14 protein-coding genes and 1 tRNA gene are annotated in these 16,760 nt (G+C 62.4%); 6 read left to right on the forward strand and 9 right to left on the reverse strand.

Annotated elements, in window-relative coordinates; translation table 11 throughout:
• Window positions 1-239 precede the first annotated feature (239 nt).
• The 4 genes from htpX to def form a co-directional block, all read right to left on the reverse strand.
• The gene (htpX, locus tag CIC12_RS09270; RefSeq protein ID WP_168663830.1) at window positions 240-1,097 is read right to left on the reverse strand and encodes a zinc metalloprotease HtpX; all 858 of its coding nucleotides are present in this window, start codon (window positions 1,095-1,097) and stop codon (window positions 240-242) included.
• Between the two features lie 100 nt (window positions 1,098-1,197).
• Entirely contained in the window at window positions 1,198-1,839 is a 642-nt protein-coding gene (locus CIC12_RS09275) for a LysE family translocator (RefSeq protein WP_168663831.1), read from the reverse strand.
• 112 nt (window positions 1,840-1,951) lie between these two features.
• A complete protein-coding gene (gene fmt, locus CIC12_RS09280; protein WP_168663832.1) occupies window positions 1,952-2,938 on the reverse strand; it encodes a methionyl-tRNA formyltransferase in 987 nt (328 codons plus the stop codon).
• Window positions 2,939-2,969: 31 nt separating this feature from the next.
• Window positions 2,970-3,473 carry a peptide deformylase gene (def, locus tag CIC12_RS09285; RefSeq protein WP_168663833.1) on the reverse strand — a complete coding sequence of 168 codons (504 nt, stop codon included), beginning with the start codon at window positions 3,471-3,473 and terminating at the stop codon, window positions 2,970-2,972.
• Between the two features lie 243 nt (window positions 3,474-3,716).
• On the opposite strand from def, the gene dprA reads away from it, so the two are divergent.
• The 3 genes from dprA to CIC12_RS09300 all read left to right on the forward strand — a co-directional run bounded on the left by dprA (window position 3,717) and on the right by CIC12_RS09300 (window position 8,509).
• Entirely contained in the window at window positions 3,717-5,144 is a 1,428-nt protein-coding gene (gene dprA, locus CIC12_RS09290; RefSeq protein ID WP_168663834.1) for a DNA-processing protein DprA, read from the forward strand.
• A gap of 70 nt (window positions 5,145-5,214) precedes the next feature.
• Window positions 5,215-5,592 (forward strand): thioredoxin family protein, encoded by a 378-nt coding sequence (locus CIC12_RS09295; RefSeq protein WP_168663835.1) that lies wholly within the window; start codon window positions 5,215-5,217, stop codon window positions 5,590-5,592.
• 253 nt (window positions 5,593-5,845) lie between these two features.
• A complete protein-coding gene (locus tag CIC12_RS09300) occupies window positions 5,846-8,509 on the forward strand; it encodes a DNA topoisomerase III (protein WP_168663836.1) in 2,664 nt (887 codons plus the stop codon).
• Between the two features lie 151 nt (window positions 8,510-8,660).
• On the opposite strand, the gene CIC12_RS09305 is transcribed toward CIC12_RS09300, so the two are convergent.
• Both CIC12_RS09305 and CIC12_RS09310 read right to left on the reverse strand, forming a co-directional pair.
• On the reverse strand, window positions 8,661-9,761 hold the full coding sequence (locus CIC12_RS09305) for a LysR family transcriptional regulator (protein WP_168663837.1): 1,101 nt from the start codon (window positions 9,759-9,761) through the stop codon (window positions 8,661-8,663).
• 343 nt (window positions 9,762-10,104) lie between these two features.
• Window positions 10,105-11,961 (reverse strand): phosphoenolpyruvate carboxykinase (GTP), encoded by a 1,857-nt coding sequence (locus CIC12_RS09310; RefSeq protein WP_168663838.1) that lies wholly within the window; start codon window positions 11,959-11,961, stop codon window positions 10,105-10,107.
• Between the two features lie 378 nt (window positions 11,962-12,339).
• Between CIC12_RS09310 and CIC12_RS09315 the strand changes: the two genes are divergently transcribed.
• On the forward strand, window positions 12,340-13,353 hold the full coding sequence (locus tag CIC12_RS09315) for a D-2-hydroxyacid dehydrogenase family protein (protein WP_168663839.1): 1,014 nt from the start codon (window positions 12,340-12,342) through the stop codon (window positions 13,351-13,353).
• Window positions 13,354-13,451: 98 nt separating this feature from the next.
• On the opposite strand, the gene CIC12_RS09320 is transcribed toward CIC12_RS09315, so the two are convergent.
• Together CIC12_RS09320 and CIC12_RS09325 are read right to left on the reverse strand one after the other, a co-directional pair.
• Complete coding sequence (locus CIC12_RS09320; protein WP_168663840.1) at window positions 13,452-14,336, reverse strand: patatin-like phospholipase family protein; 885 nt, start codon at window positions 14,334-14,336, stop codon at window positions 13,452-13,454.
• Window positions 14,337-14,378: 42 nt separating this feature from the next.
• The gene (locus tag CIC12_RS09325) at window positions 14,379-14,783 is read right to left on the reverse strand and encodes a PaaI family thioesterase (protein WP_168663841.1); all 405 of its coding nucleotides are present in this window, start codon (window positions 14,781-14,783) and stop codon (window positions 14,379-14,381) included.
• A 201-nt stretch (window positions 14,784-14,984) separates the two neighbouring features.
• On the opposite strand from CIC12_RS09325, the gene CIC12_RS09330 reads away from it, so the two are divergent.
• Window positions 14,985-15,060, forward strand: a tRNA-Lys gene (locus CIC12_RS09330).
• A gap of 170 nt (window positions 15,061-15,230) precedes the next feature.
• Window positions 15,231-15,821 carry a LysE family translocator gene (locus tag CIC12_RS09335; RefSeq protein ID WP_168663842.1) on the forward strand — a complete coding sequence of 197 codons (591 nt, stop codon included), beginning with the start codon at window positions 15,231-15,233 and terminating at the stop codon, window positions 15,819-15,821.
• A 68-nt stretch (window positions 15,822-15,889) separates the two neighbouring features.
• Here the strand turns inward: CIC12_RS09335 and CIC12_RS09340 are convergent, their stop codons facing one another.
• The gene (locus CIC12_RS09340) at window positions 15,890-16,735 is read right to left on the reverse strand and encodes an AraC family transcriptional regulator (RefSeq protein WP_168663843.1); all 846 of its coding nucleotides are present in this window, start codon (window positions 16,733-16,735) and stop codon (window positions 15,890-15,892) included.
• Window positions 16,736-16,760 lie beyond the last annotated feature (25 nt).

The following is a 16,760-nucleotide window of genomic DNA, read 5'->3' on the forward strand; positions in this document are numbered from 1 at the left end:
GTGGCGTCGTGGCAAATCAGGGGCGGGCAATCATAGCGAGGCTAGCCGTGCGAGCGTAGCGGCGGCCGCAGGTTCGCTGCAACAGCAGGAAAAGAGGTGAAGCGAACTCGCCGGGTGGCGCTATCTGAGATTTTTCGTGAAGTCGTCCGGCGACGCTCCCGCATGCGCCCTCTTACGATGCCTGAAGTAAAGAAGGCGGGCACGCAGGCCCGCCTTCTTCCGTCTCACGTCGCTCGGCGCTATTCGAAGCGCCCCGTGCGCGCCATTTCCATCAGACGCGCGATGCGTTCCTCAGTGGCCGGGTGCGTCGAAAACAGATTCGCAATGCCGCCGCCCGACAGCGGATTCATGATCATCATCTGCGCGGTGGCCGGATGCTGCTCGGCCACGGGGAACGGAATTCCGCTCGCGTAACGATGGATCTTGTCGAGCGCCGAAGCGAGCGCTTGCGGGTCGCCGGAAATCTGGGCGCCGCCACGGTCGGCTTCGAATTCCCGCGCGCGCGAAATCGCCATCTGAATCAGCGCACCGGCGAGCGGCGCCAGCAACGCGACGGCGATGCTCGCGATCGGGTTCGACCGATTGCCGTTCTCGGCGCGGCCGCCGAAAAACATTGCGAAGTTCGCCAGCGCGGAAATGGCGCCTGCCATGGTGGCCGACACGGTCGAAATCAGAATGTCACGATGCTTCACGTGCGCCAGTTCGTGCGCCATCACGCCGCGCATTTCGCGCTCGGACAGCACGCGCAGGATGCCGGTGGTGGCGGCGACCGCTGCATGTTCCGGATTGCGGCCGGTGGCGAATGCGTTCGGCGCATCTTCATTGATCAGGTAGACGCGCGGCATCGGCAGGTTGGCGCGCGTGGAAAGCTCGCGCACCATGCGATAGAACTGCGGCGCGCTGCTTTCGTCGACTTCCTGCGCGTTGTACATGCGCAGCACCATCTTGTCCGAAAACCAGTACGAGAAAAAATTCATCCCAAGGGCGATCACGAGCGCGATCATCATGCCGCGCGACCCGCCGATCATCCCGCCGATCACGATGAAAAGGGCCGTGATCGCGGCCATCAACATCGCGGTTTTGACCCAATTGAACATGTCTGCAACTCCTAAAACGTAGGCTTCATCTCTGCGCCGCTCGAACGCGCCGCCTGATTGTAAGCGAAACGTTAGATAAGGACGGATGGAGAAAATTCAATCATCTTGACGCGGTGGCGAGCTTGATGCCCAAGCCGACGAACGCGCTGCCGACTCCCCGGTCCAGCCACTTTTTCACCGAAGGCTTGCCCGAAAAGCGCTGCGTCACGCTACCCGCGATCCATGCGACAAAACTGTTCCAGAGCATACTCATCACGACGAACACCGCGCCGAGCGTGAGGAAAGCGAACGTTTTGTGTTCGCTGCCGGTTGTCACGAACTGCGGGAAAAACGATACGAAGAAAAGCACCACCTTGGGATTGAGCACATTGGTCCAGAAGCCTTGCAGAAAAAGCTGCTTCAGCGACTTGGGTGCATCGGTCGCCCGTGCGTCGCCCACCACGGTCTGCGCTGCAGGTTTGGCGAAAATAAGGCGTGCGCCGAGGTAGATCAGATAAATCGCGCCGGCGAACTTGATGACGGTGAACGCCGTGGTCGAGGCGGCCAGCAGCGCGGTCAAACCGAAGGCGCACGCAAGCGAATGGACACAGCAACCCGCCGAGATGCCGAGTGCGGACATCAAACCCGCGCCACGGCCTTGAGCGACGCTGCGCCCGACGATGTACGCCGTGTCCGGACCGGGCGTCACATTCAGAAGGAAGACAGCAACGACGAAAAACTCGAAATGGGTAATGCCGAACATTGAAAACCTCGAAATTTGGGCGACTGCATGGAGGATTCTAACGCGCGGCAGCGTCTCGGCGGGGGTCTTGAACATCGGCCGAACGGTCGATGCTCAAGACATGCGCGAGCGGTTACTTTGCTTCCGGAAGTTGAAAACGCTGCCCTGCGGCCAGCGTCGACCCCGCGAGGAATTCGCGCACCGGCAGGCGCTTGCCACCGGGTTTCTGCAATTGCATCAAACGCAACGCGGCCTCGCCGCAAGCCACGATCACGCCGTCGGCAGAGACTTCGGTAATCGTGCCGGGCGCGCTGTCGCCTTGGGCCTGAGCGGGAACCGCGGCCCAGATTTTGACCGAGCTGCCGTCTTCCAGCGTGCCCACGCCACCGGGAAACGGATCGAACGCACGCACCTGGCGCGCAAGGACCTCGGCCGGGCGGCGCCAGTCGAGGGCGGCTTCGTGCTTGCCGATTTTTTCCGCGTAGGTCACGCCGTCTGGCGGTTGCGGGGTCGATGTCAGCTTGCCGTTGCGCTCGATTTCGATCAACGCGTCGACGATGAGCTTCGCGCCCTCCTGCGCCAGACGGTCGTGCAGTGTGGCGGTGGTGTCGTCGGCGGAAATCGGCGTGCGCGCTTCGGAGATCATCGCGCCGGTGTCGAGGCCGACGTCCATCTGCATCAGCGTGATGCCGGTTTGCGCGTCGCCCGCTTCGATCGCGCGATGGATTGGCGCCGCTCCGCGCCAACGCGGCAGCAACGACGCGTGAATGTTGATGCAGCCAAGCCGTGGAATATCGAGCACTTCCTGCGGCAGGATCAGGCCGTAGGCGGCGACCACCATGACGTCGTGTGGTGTGGCGCGCAATTGCTCGATCGCGGCCGCGGCTTCCGCCGGGTATTTGCCAGCGCGGCGCAGCGAAGGCGGCTGCGCGACCTCGAGCCCATGCTCCTGCGCATAGCGTTTGACGGGGCTCGCCTGCAATTTCATCCCGCGCCCGGCGGGCCGGTCGGGCTGGGTCAGCACGAGCGGCACGGGAAAACCGGCACGGTGAATCGCGGCCAGCGCGGCCGCGGCGAACTCCGGCGTACCGGCAAAGATGACGCGCAACGAATGACTCATGAACGGGGACGATGGACGAGGTGAACGCGCATTACATCGCGTGGGCGAGCTTCTTCATCTTGCTTTTGATACGCGTCTGCTTCAGCGACGACAGGTACTCGACGAACACGCGGCCCATCAAGTGATCCATTTCGTGCTGGATGCACACGGCGAGCAGCCCTTCGCAATCGAGTTCGAAGGTTTCGCCCTTCTCGTTCAGGGCGCGCACACGCACTTTCTCGGCACGTTCGACGTTGTCGTAAATGCCTGGCACCGAGAGGCAGCCTTCTTCCGACAGCTTGCGCTCATCGCTCGACCAGACGATTTCCGGATTGATGAACGCGAGCAACTGGTCGTGCGTGTCCGATACGTCGATCACGATCACGCGTTCGTGCACGTCCACCTGGGTCGCGGCGAGGCCGACGCCAGGCGCCGCGTACATGGTCTCGGCCATGTCTGCGACGAGACGGCGGATCCGGTCGTTGACCTGTTCGACCGGCTTCGCAATCTTATGCAGACGCTTGTCCGGATAGTTGAGGATATTCAGTAAAGCCATGATTTCGAGTGTGATTTGAGGCGCCGCTGACCATGGAAGGGTTCGCGTTGGCCGTTCGGCCAGGTTGTGGGCCCATCGTATTGCGCCGAGGATAGATGGTGTCGAACCGGTTCGATTCAACGCACTACATGCGCTAAACGACGGGCCCGCGCGGGTGGGCGCGGCGCTGCGGTTATTTCGGATGATGAAAATTTTAGCATGGCGCCCGCCTGCCCGCTGGCCCTGCAGAAGGAGCGACTCGCAATGCACACCTTGCCCGCAACCGACATCGAACTCGCCGCCTGGCTGCGGCTGTCGCTCGCACCGGGGCTAAAACCCGCGGCGCTGCGCTTGATGCTAAGCGCTTTTGGATTGCCGGGAGCGATTCTAGGTCAATCGCCGCAAGCCTTGGCCGGGGTCGCCGGCGATGCCGCGGCACGTGCCGCGCTCGCGCCGCCTGGCCCCGAATTCGACGCCCGGCTCGACGCGGTGATCGCATGGCGGGAGCTGCCCGGCAATCAGGTCGTGACACTCGACGATCCTGCGTATCCGCCCGCGCTGCTGACCATGCCCGACCCGCCACCGCTTCTATATATAAAAGGCCGGCTCGATCTGTTGCATACGCGAGCGGTCGCTCTCATCGGTAGCCGCAGCGCGACGCCGCAAGGCGTGGAAGACGCAGAGCGTTTCGCACGCGAACTGTCGGCGGCAGGTGTGGCCATCGTGTCGGGACTCGCGCTCGGCATCGACGGCGCCGCGCATCGGGGCGGCCTGGAAGGCATCGGCGGCACGGTCGCGGTGATCGGCACCGGCGCGGACCTCGTGTACCCGGCGGCGCATCACGCGCTGGCGCGGCAGATCGCCGTGCAGGGCGCCATTCTCTCGGAATGGCCGCTCGGCACGCCCGCGCGCGCCGCCAATTTTCCGCAGCGAAACCGCCTGATCGCCGGGCTGGCAAGCGGCGTGGTGATCGTCGAGGCGGCGATGCGCTCTGGCTCGCTGATCACCGCGCGGCTCGCCAATGAAATGGGACGCGACATCTTCGCGTTGCCCGGCTCGATTCACGCGCCGCTGTCGCGCGGATGTCATCGGATCATCAAGCAGGGCGCAAAGCTGGTGGAATCGCCCGAGGAAGTGCTGGAAGAATTGGGCTTTGCAAGGCGGCCGGCGGTGCGTGCTGCGTCGGCTTCAACGCAGACTGTACTTCGGGATGGCGTCGATTCGCGCAATGCGCCGCCAGTCAACGCTTCGGCAAAAGTTCAGCCCGCGCTGGCAACGGCGTCGGCCGCCGAAGTGAATCACCCGGAATTGACGACTTCAGACACGGGCGAAGCGGTATGCGCCGGCTCGGAGCCCGCGCCTGACTCGACCACGCTGTCGATAGCAGCGGGAACACCGCTGAAAAAACCACGACCCGCTGCGGCGAAGCAAGCAGCGGCCCACGGCGAATTCGCGGCTCCGGAACCGCCCGTGCCACCGCTCAACGCGGCCGCTCCCGATGCGCAGCGACTCCTCGCGGCGCTCGGCCACTCGCCCACCACGCTTGAAATCCTGGCCACCCGCACCGAGATGGAGGACTCGGCCCTGCAAACCACGTTGCTGCAACTCGAACTCGCCGGACAGGTGACCTTGCTGCCCGGTGGCCGTTTCATGCGGGCCAGCCACAGCCGACCTCGCGTGGACCAGGGTTGACCACCCTTCGGCATCGGCCATGCTACATTCGCGCCAAAGCACCTGACACAGTACGCAAGGAACCCACCACATGCCCGCGCTGAATCTCGACACCGACCAGGACCGGATCGCCGAGCGCGTCAACGAGCCCGACACGCTGTTCGTGGCGTGCCTGTGCGCGGAATGGTGTGGGACCTGCCGTGATTATCGGGACGCTTTCGACAAACTCGCCGACCGGCATCCGGATATCTGTTTCGCATGGATCGACATCGAAACTCATGCGGATCGCTTCGACGATCTGGATGTCGAAAACTTTCCGACCATCCTGATCGAAGACTCGGTCACGACACGCTTTTTCGGTACGGTTTTGCCACAGGCGTCGATTGTGGAGCGGATGTTGCTGGACCTGACGGCCGTGCCTGGCATCACCGGCGCGCCGAAGCTGCGGCCCGCGCTGACGGTCGCCTGAACGCGGCGCCGCCGGCGCTCGACTGTCGCTGCGAGGGCGGGTTGAAAGCGTTGCACGGCAGGTTTGCCGCAGCTTGCCCAATGTCTGAGTGCGCAATTATGATGGCGCGCTTTTAAGGCACTTGACACGCCGCCTTCGCGCCGTGTGCTATAAAGCGGTCGTCAATGGGTCGCACAGGTCGCAAACGAGGGTCGCGCGCTTAAACGGCGCACTCAAGGCCATCAACCCGGATCTACCAACCTCACATCGAGTCATGTCCAAAGCACTGATCATCGCCGAAAAGCCTTCCGTCGCGAACGACATCGCGCGCGCTTTGGGCGGCTTTACCAAGCATGACGAGTACTACGAAAGCGACGACTACGTCCTTTCCTCGGCAGTCGGCCATCTGCTGGAAATTGCCGCGCCCGAAGACTACGAAGTCAAGCGCGGCAAGTGGAGCTTCGCCAATCTGCCCGTCATTCCGCCACATTTCGATCTGAATCCGATCGCCAAGAGCGAGTCGCGCCTGAAGGTGCTGACCAAGCTGCTCAAGCGTAAGGACGTCGACCGTCTGATCAACGCATGCGACGCGGGGCGCGAGGGCGAGCTGATCTTCCGCCTGATCGCGCAGCACGCCAAAGCCAGGCAGCCGGTGCAGCGTCTGTGGCTGCAATCGATGACGGCCGGCGCAATCCGCGACGGCTTCGCCCGTCTGCGCAGCGACGAAGAGATGCAGCCGCTCGCCGATGCGGCGCGCTGTCGCTCGGAGGCGGACTGGCTGGTCGGCATCAACGGCACGCGGGCAATGACCGCGTTCAACAGCAAGGGCGGCGGCTTCTTCCTGACCACGGTCGGGCGGGTGCAGACGCCGACGCTGTCGATCGTCGTCGAGCGCGAAGAGAAGATTCGCCGCTTCGTGCCGCGCGACTACTGGGAAGTGAAGGCGGAGTTCGTCTGTGCGGGCGGTTTCTACGAGGGCCGCTGGTTCGATCCCAAATTCAAGCGCGACGAGTTCGACCCGGAAAAACGCGATTCGCGTCTGTGGGCACTGCCCGCGGCCGAAACGATCGTCGCCGCCTGCCGCGGCCAGATCGGCACCGTGACCGAAGAATCGAAGCCATCCACACAGCTGTCGCCGGCCCTCTTCGACCTGACGAGCTTGCAGCGTGAGGCCAATGGCCGCTTTGGCTTCTCGGCGAAGAACACACTGGGCCTCGCCCAGGCGCTGTATGAAAAGCACAAGGTGCTGACCTATCCCCGGACCGACGCTCGCGCGCTGCCGGAAGACTATATGGATACGGTCAAGCAGACGCTCGGCATGCTCAAGGAAAGCAACAACTATTTGCCGTTCGCCAAGCAGGTGCTCGACAAGGGCTGGGTGAAGCCGAACAAGCGCATCTTCGACAACTCGAAGATCAGCGACCACTTCGCAATCATCCCGACGCTGCAAGCGCCGAAGAATCTGTCCGAGCCGGAGCAGAAGCTCTACGACCTCGTCGTGAAACGCTTCCTGTCGGTGTTCTTCCCCGCCGCCGAATACCGGGTGACGACGCGGATCACGCAAGTGGTCGGCCATCACTTCAAGACCGAAGGCAAGGTGCTCGTCGAACCCGGCTGGCTGCAGGTCTACGGCCGCGAAATCAGCGGTGAGGACGCGAACCTCGTACCGGTGCAAAAGGACGAGAAGGTCAAGACCGACAAGATCGCCGCTCAGCAACTGGTGACGAAGCCGCCTGCACGCTACAACGAAGCGACCTTGCTGTCGGCGATGGAAGGCGCGGGCAAACTCGTCGAGGACGACGAGTTGCGCGAAGCGATGGCCGCCAAGGGGCTTGGCACGCCGGCTACGCGTGCGGCCATCATCGAAGGTCTGCTCGGTGAAAAATATCTGATCCGCGAAGGCCGCGATCTGATTCCAACCGCCAAAGCCTTCCAGCTGATGACGCTGTTGCGCGGCCTGGGCGTGAAGGAGCTCACAGCACCTGAATTGACCGGCGAGTGGGAATACAAGCTCTCGCAGATGGAACGCGGCAACTTGCCTCGCGATGCGTTCATGCAGGAAATCGCCCGCATGACGCAGACCATCGTCAAGCGCGCGAAGGAATACGATTCCGACACGATCCCCGGCGATTACGCGACCTTGCAAACGCCGTGTCCGAATTGCGGCGGCCAGGTGAAGGAGAATTACCGGCGTTTCGCCTGCTCGAAATGCGAATTCTCGATTTCGAAGATTCCGGGCGGACGCCAGTTCGAAATTCCAGAAGTGGAAGAACTCCTGCAAAACAAGACGATCGGACCGCTGTCGGGCTTTCGCAGCAAAATGGGGCGGCCGTTTTCGGCGATCCTCAAGCTGTCGTTTGACGATGAGATCAAGAACTACAAGCTCGAGTTCGATTTCGGCCAGGATGCGGGCGGCGAAGACGGCGAACCGCCTGACTTCTCGGATCAGCAGCCGGTGGGCGCTTGCCCGAAGTGCAAGGGCCGCGTGTTTGAACACGGCATGAGCTACGTCTGCGAGAACTCGGTCGCCAACCCCAAGACCTGTGACTTCCGCTCAGGCAAGGTGATCCTGCAGCAGGAAATTGCCCGCGAGCAGATGGCCAAGCTGCTCGAAGAAGGCCGCACGGACCTCCTGACGAGCTTCAAGTCGTCGCGCACCGGACGTAACTTCAAGGCATTCCTCGTCAAGCAGAACGACGGCAAGATCGGCTTTGAATTCGAGAAGAAAGAGCCGTCGGCGAAGACTGCCGCAAAGACCGCGGCGGCCAAATCGGCTGCGAAGGCGGCGCCGGAGTCGGACGACGGAGAAACGGCAGTGGCGGTGAAGACTACGCCTGCGGCCAAAAAGGCTGCGGCGAAGAAAGCGCCTGCGGCCAAAACCGCAGCAGCCAAGAAAGCGCCCTCGAAAAAAGCGGTAGCGCGTAAAACCGGCTCCTGATTCAAGCTGATAGCCGCGCCGGAAGACGTTTCCATTCCGGCCGGTTTCATCCGCGCTTGCCATGAAAAAAGGCGCAGTCACTTTTGGTGACTGCGCCTTTTTAATGTCCACAGGCCTATGCCTGCGTTGCTGACTTCTATCGTCCCGACCGTTACAGCGGCGACAAAGCCGTTGGCCGGGTGCGATTCGTCGTCTTTGCCAAAGTCTTCGGCACGGGCGCCAGCTCGCTGTCCAGCAATCGCGATAGCGGCTCAGCGCCATCGAACGCTTCCGGCGGCATGGAGTCCGCGGAATCGAACCCTGCCGACGTGACGGGCCGCTCGAGGCCGTCCTTGATCCATTGCTCACCGAGCAGGCTGTTCGGCGTCTGGTTGAAGTGCTCGACCAGATGATCGATGAACGTGCGTACCTTCGCCGGCAAGTGACGACGGCTCGGATAGGCGATGTTGATCTCCACCTGCGGCAAGCGGTAATCGCCGAGCAAGCGCACCAGTCTGCCGCGTGTCATGTCGCGGCCGATCAGGTAGCTCGGCAAAATCGCGATGCCCATGCCGAGCAGCGCAAACTGCCGCAGCATTTCCGTGTTATTCGCAACGATTACGTTCGACGGACGCACGCGCACCTCGCCTTCCGGGCCCGTGAACACTCGCTCGTCGCCCCAGTACTCGGAGGGCAGACTCAGGCACGGATGCTCCAGCAGATGCTCGGGACGCGTCGGCGTGCCGTGCTTCTCCAGATAGGCCGGCGTCGCGCACACGGTCATGCAGCCGGTGGTCAGGCGCCGCGTCACGATGCTGGCACTGCGCATTTGCCGTGCAATCACGACGCCGACGTCGAAACCTTCTTCGACGAGATCAACCTGACGGTCGACCAGCGTGACATCGGGAATGACTTTCGGATAACGCTCCGCGTACGTTTGAAGCACGGGCGCGAGATTATGCAAACCAAAGACGACCGGTGCGACGATTCGCAACGTGCCGACCGGCTCATGATTACGTGCCACCACCATCTGTTCGACGTCTTCGAGTTCGTCGAGAATCTGGCGCGCACGCTCGAGATACACCTGACCTGATTCGGTCAGCGACAAGCTGCGGGTTGTGCGATTGAGCAGCCGCGTACCGAGACGGCCTTCGAGGTCCGCAACGTGACGGGTGGCGACCGCGTTGGAAATATCCATCGCGCTCGCAGCGCGGGCAAAACTGCCGAGATCCGCCACTTTGACGAAAACTCGCATCGACTGCAAATGATCCATAGGACAACTCCTGCCGTGTTACAGCTTCCTGACAATTAGTGAAAACCAGTGAAGCGAACTTGGAATTCTCCTACGACTCGCAAAATCGTGCAGAAGTTGCCCGCGAAACGCGAAATATCGTCAATTTTCGTGCGACTGTATTCCCTAATGTGGGGCATCACCGTCAATTGTTCCTTGAAACGAAACAATTTGCTGCGGCGCAGCTAGTGCACTGTTTTTTGTTCGAACAGACGTAAAGGTCGTTCCGACATTGCGGAATCCGAAAAAATCGCGCGACAGGGTGAATCAGGCAAGAAAAAGCCGCCCGGAGGCGGCTTTCCTCAGAAAGTGAACGCTCACATGATCAAGCCGCGAGTTTTCCTTCGAGCGCCTGCTTGGCCTGCGTCAAAGCGGGGGGCAAACCATTCCGCAATGTGTCGAATAACTCCGCATGCAGCGCGAGTTCGTCGCGCCACGCCGCGTCGTCGACTGAAATCACCTGCTCGAACTGCTCGCGGCTGAAGTCCAGCCCGCTCCAGTCAATGTCCTCGTAGTGAGGCGATACGCCGAACGCGTGCTCCTTGCCCTGCGTCGTGCCTTCGATCCGGCCGACCATCCAGTTCAACACGCGCATGTTCTCCCCAAAGCCCGGCCAGACGAACTTGCCGTCCGCGCCTTTGCGGAACCAGTTCACGCAGAAGATTTTCGGCAGCTTCGCGTTCAGTTTTTCAAGACGCTCGCCGGTTTTCAGCCAGTGACCGAAGTAGTCGCTCATGTTGTAGCCGCAGAACGGCAGCATGGCGAACGGATCGCGGCGCACCACGCCCTGCTGGCCGGCGGCGGCGGCGGTCGTCTCGGAGCCCATGGTCGCCGCCATGTAGACGCCTTCGACCCAGTTGCGCGCTTCGGTCACGAGCGGCACGGTGGTCGAACGGCGGCCGCCGAAGATGAACGCATCGATCGGGACGCCCGCCGGATTTTCCCAGTCCGCGTCGATCGACGGACATTGCGAGGCCGGCGCCGTGAAGCGTGCGTTCGGATGCGCCGCCTTGCGTCCGCTCTCCTTCGCGCTGGCCGGCGTCCAGTCCTTGCCCTGCCAGTCGATCAGGTGCGCGGGCGGCTCGTCGGTCATGCCTTCCCACCAGACGTCGCCGTCGTCCGTCAGCGCGACGTTCGTGAAGATGACATTTTCCTTCAGCGTGGCCATCGCGTTGAAGTTGGTCTTTTCGCTCGTGCCCGGCGCAACGCCGAAATAACCCGCTTCGGGATTGATCGCGTACAGACGGCCATCCTCCCCCGGCTTGATCCAGGCGATATCGTCGCCGATCGTGGAAATTTTCCAGCCGTTCAGCCCTTCCGGCGGGATCAGCATCGCAAAGTTGGTCTTGCCGCACGCCGACGGAAACGCCGCCGCGACGTGATGCTTGCGTCCTTGCGGCGACGTCACGCCGAGAATCAGCATGTGCTCGGCGAGCCAGCCTTCGGCGCGGCCCATCGTCGAGGCGATGCGAAGTGCGAAACACTTCTTGCCGAGCAGCGCATTGCCGCCGTAGCCCGAGCCGTAGCTCCAGATTTCGCGCGATTCCGGGAAATGGACAATGTATTTGGTCTTGTTGCACGGCCAGGACACGTCTTTCTCGCCCGCTGCAAGCGGCGCGCCGACCGAATGGACGCACGGCACGAACTCGCCGTCTTCGCCCAGCACGTCGTACACCTGGCGGCCCATGCGCGTCATGATGCGCATGTTGGTGGCGACGTACGGGCTGTCGCTCAACTCGACGCCGATGTGTGCGATTGGGGAGCCGAGCGGCCCCATCGAAAACGGCACCACGTACATCGTGCGGCCGCGCATCGCGCCGTCAAACAGGCCGTCGAGCGTGGCGCGCATCTCGTCCGGGGCGATCCAGTTATTGGTGGGGCCGGCGTCTTCCGCACGCTGCGAGCAGATGAAGGTGCGATCCTCGACGCGCGCGACGTCGGAAGGATCGGACCATGCCAGGTAAGAATTGGGACGCTTTGCCGGATTGAGCTTCTTGAGGGTGCCCGCTTCGACCATCTGGGCGCAAAGGCGGTCGTACTCCTCCTGCGAGCCGTCGCACCAGACGATCCTGGCCGGCTTGGTCATCGCGGCAACCCGCCGGACCCAGTCGATCAGTTTGCGATTCTTGACCCACGCGGGCGCCTCGACAGCGGGCTGTCCTTCGAATGAGGGATGATTCATCGACCTGTCTCCGTTTGAAAGCAATAGAAAAACGGTACCAGCCCGGCGACGCTGCATGCGAGAGGCATTCAATTCATCACGCGAGGTGTCGACTACCCCGACGCGCGATTGCGCAGGTCATCCCGAGCCATCCAGCCTGTCTGGCGGAGACGCCCTATTGACGGGGCTTCTGCAACCGTCTGTAAAGCGGCTTGCCTCAACGCGCAACAAACTGTTAAAAACGATTTCAATTTGCCCTTAACGTGGTGCTGTTGTACTTTGCAGCAGCATCTACGGTAAGGCATCCTGCCACACCGGCATGTGACCTAAGTCACATGGAGGGACAGTGAGCATAACACTCGGTTCCGCACCGTCACGGTGCGCCGCAAGACACATACCATGAAGATTGCCATCCTCGACGATTACCAGGACGCCGTCCGCAAGCTCGACTGCTTTCAATTGCTGGCCGATCACGAAGTCAAAGTTTTCAACAATACCGTGCGCGGCCTCGGCCAGCTCGCAAGCCGTCTCGCCGAAGTCGACGCGCTCGTCCTGATTCGTGAACGCACCCGCATCAACTCGCAACTGCTCGACAAATTGCCGCGTTTGCGCATGATTAGCCAGACCGGCAAAGTGGCCGGCCACATCGATCTCGCGGCCTGCACGGAACGCGGTGTCGCCGTGCTGGAAGGTACCGGCTCGCCGTTTGCGCCCGCCGAACTGACGTGGGCTCTCATCATGGCGGCGCAGCGCCGCATTCCGCAATACGTAGCAAACCTTAAGCAGGGTGCCTGGCAGCAATCCGGCCTGAAGACGTCGGCGCTGCCGCCGAACTTCGGGCTAGGTCAGGTGCTGCGGGGTCAAACGCTGGGGATTTGGGGTTACGGCAAGATCGGACGTCTGGTCGCCGGCTACGGCAAGGCATTCGGCATGAACGTGCTGATCTGGGGCCGCGAGCATTCGCGTGAAGCCGCTCGCGCCGACGGGTATGGCGTGGCCGAGAGCCGCGAAGCGCTTTTCGAGCAGACCGACGTGCTGTCCTTGCACCTGCGTCTGCACGACGACACGCGCGGCATCGTCAAGCAGGAAGACCTGATGCGCATGAAGCCGACCGCTTTGCTCGTGAACACTAGCCGGGCCGAACTGCTCGACGAAAACGCGCTGGTGAGCGCGCTGTCGCACAACCGGCCGGGGATGGTCGCCATCGATGTCTACGAGAGCGAGCCGATCCTGCAGGGTTACAGCCTGCTGCGAATGGAAAACGTGATCTGCACGCCGCACATCGGCTACGTGGAACGCGAGAGCTACGAACTGTATTTCACCGCGGCGTTCAACAACATTCTGGCGTTCGACGCCGGCGATACCGCCAGCGTCGCGAATCCGGAGGCGTTGCAGGGCGGGCGCCGGCGGTAGGGCTCGGCGTTGACTGGCTACGGGCGATGATTGCCGGCCGCTGGTGACCCGCCGGTGCGCGATCTCAAGCACAACCCATCCGCGCAGCTCGGTTCGAGTCAGCGCGCTTCTTGCGCTTCTTGCGCGCCAGCCTCCAGCAGATCGGGCACGCGCTCGAGGAAGGTCTCGCCATCGGCGCGACCGAGGTTGTATGCATGCGTCATCTGCGAAGGGCTCGTGTAATCCCAGCTCGAAATCGGCACCTTGCGCGACGGCTGCACGTAAAGCCGTTGCTGCACGCCGTGCGGCACGACGAACATCTGTGGCCGTGGGTAGAGGCGCGTGACCATCACCAGCACGTTACCGGGCGCGTTGGCGTCGAGTGCGCCGACCGGCACGTTGTCGACCATGCCGCCGTCCAGCACAGGCCGGCCGTTGCGCCGCAGAACAGGCGTAAACGGCGGCGTACTTGATGATTGCAGAATCAGATCCGCGAGATCCTCGACGCTCGCGCAATCCTGCGCACGCACGAATTCCGGATGAAAGCCGAGCGTCTGACCCAAGGTCGGATGCAGCGTCTTGCGCACGTATTTCTCGATGTTGTACGCGATCAGGCCCGCGGCGACCGCGCTACGCGCGCCCAGCCAGCGCGGCAGATGCGACACGCCGATGCGGATTTCCGGCGCGTCGGCGAGCGTCGAAAACTTCTCGCCGTAGATGTCGAGCAGCGCCTGCCGGTAGATCCGGTAGTGCGGAAACACCGACTCGCCGCGCAGCAGGTTGCCCCAGTAAGCGTTGCGGGTGTTGTGGCGCAGTGCGTGTTGGTAATAGCGCATGACCCAGTCGGAGTCGCGCGTGTAGAGCATGCACGCGGTCGCGGCGCCGGCCGAAATGCCGGTAATGACGCGCGGCCGGACCTGTAGCTCCGGCTGCACCACGTCCCAGAAACCCGCCTGCCACCAGCAGCGGTTGCCGCCGCCGGCGAATACGACCTGATCGAACATCCTGGCTTTTCCTCTCGTGCGACTTGCCGCGCTGTTTCTGTCTCAGTCGAGCAGCGCGTAGGTGGTGGTGGCATGGACGGCCATGTTGCCGGTTTCGTCGAACAGTTCGACTTCGCCGAATACCAGATTGCGGCCCATGCGCAGCACGCGCGCGGTGATCAGCACGTCGCCCTTGCGGACCGCGCGCATGAAATTGATGTTCAACGACACCGTGCTCATCGGCTTGAAGCCGCCGAGCGCGGCCGAAATGGCGACGATCATCGCCGTGTCGGCGGCCGCCATGAACACCTGGCCGCAGATCACGCCGCCCGCATGGCGCAGGCCGCCGGAAAACGGCAGGCGCAGTGTGGCGCTTTCTTCATCGACCTTGACCGGGGTCAGCGTGAGCGCGCGGACCCATGGCGCGAGGATCCGATCGAGCAACTCGATAATTTCTTTCTCATCCATGGCAGTCCCCGGTCGAAAGCCGCGCGACGCTTCGCGCGGTGAGATGTCCGCGACATGATACCGGGACGATCAACGCCGCGCCTTTTCCACGCTCGTGGCGCCATCAAGGAATGGCTCCGATGCCCACGTGAAGATTTTTAAGAAATTGACTAAAGGGGCTTGGCAAGCTCAAAAAGTTACTGCATAATTTCGCTTCTGTTGGGGGCGTTAGCTCAGTTGGTAGAGCAGCGGACTCTTAATCCGTAGGTCGAGTGTTCGAGTCACTCACGCCCCACCAAAGATTCAAAGCAAAAAGCCCGGTCCTCGCGACCGGGCTTTTTGCTTTTCCAGCACCCTTCAAGCGCACGCCTTCCACAAAGCAATTTCCTTCAATACACGCCACCCCTTCGCCCGATACCGTGGACCGTCGCCATTCCTGCGCAACGCGCTCACGTACCGAGGCATCTGATGACCGTCTTACTCTCCATGGCCGCCTTCGCGCTCGCCAGTTCCATTTCCCCCGGCCCGGTAAATGTCGTCGCGCTCAGCGCGGGCGCCCGGCACGGACTCGCCGCTAGCATGCGGCACGTGAGCGGTGCGACCGTCGGCTTCACCGCACTGCTTCTGCTCATCGGACTGGGTCTGCATGAGTTGCTCACCCACTTCCCCAATCTCGTCGACATCGTCAAATGGGCCGGTATCGCATTCCTGCTTTACATGGCGTACACGCTCGCGATTGACGACGGCCGTCTCGGCGCGGACAAACCGTCTCACGGCCCGACCTTCGTCCATGGCGCGGCGATGCAATGGCTCAATCCGAAAGCCTGGCTCGCGTCGCTCGCCGGCATGGGCGTCTATGCCGCCAACGGCGACGGCGGCCTCGTCTGGCAGTTCACCGCGCTGTACTTCGTGATCTGCTACGTGTCGATTGCGAGTTGGGCGTACGCGGGCACGTTCCTGCGCAAATACTTGCAGGAACCGGTGCGGGTCCGGCTGTTCAATCGCGTGATGGCGGGGCTGCTTGCGGCCAGCGCACTATGTCTGCTGATGGTGCGGTGAAGTGACGCGCCGCACTGGCTGCACCGCTCAGTGCATTCGCCAGATCAAAGTCAAGTTCAAGGTCAAGGTCAAGTGCGATACTGCCCCGGCGTCGCCGCGACCAGCCGCTTGAACGTCCGCTGCAAATGCGCCTGGTCGGCGAAGCCGGCATCGAGCGCGACATCCGCAATCAGACGGCCGCGTCTGAGTTGCGCGCGGCTGTATTGAATGCGCCGGTTGATCAAGTAAGCGTGCGGGGTCATCCCATAGCGCCGCTTGAACGCGCGAATCAGATGCGACGCGGACAACTCCGCCACCTCGCAAATAACTTCGAGTGTCAGCGATTGCGTGCAGTTTTCAGCGATGAATTCCGCAGCCCGCGCCAGTTGCCGGCTTGCGTCGCGATCCGGCAAGGACGCCGGATTCAGCTTGCGTTGCACTTCGGAAAAGAAGGTGATCGCAGCGCTTTCCTTGCGCAGCGTGTCGGCATCGTCGTCGACGAGAATCGCGCACAGCCGGTTCAAGCCATCGAACAACGCCGCATCCAGCGTCATGGTCTGCGAGAACGCGCAAAACGCGCGGTTCTCGCTGAAGCCCAGTTCGCGTTGCAGCCCCGTCAGCCATTCGACGTCGACATGCAACATGCGATACGACCAGCGCTCGTCGGCGATCGGGTTGCACGCATGCACGTCGTCGGGGTTCATCATGACGACTGCGCCGGCGCCGATCCACTCGCGCGCATGGCGATTCAGGTACACACTGCGGCCGCCGGTCACAGCGCCGATCGAAAACGTCTCGTGCGAGTGTTTGGCGTAGCAGACCTCGCGGCCGTCGTCGATGGAACGCGCTTCGATGAAGGGCAGCGCGTCGCTGCGCCAGAACTTCGGCGCAGAAGCGCTCTTAACATGGCTTGCCGTCTCTGTGACCCCGCTCATCCGCGTGCTCTCCAATGCTTGCATG

Source organism: Paraburkholderia sp. SG-MS1 (genome assembly GCF_012275575.1).
GTDB lineage: Bacteria > Pseudomonadota > Gammaproteobacteria > Burkholderiales > Burkholderiaceae > Paraburkholderia.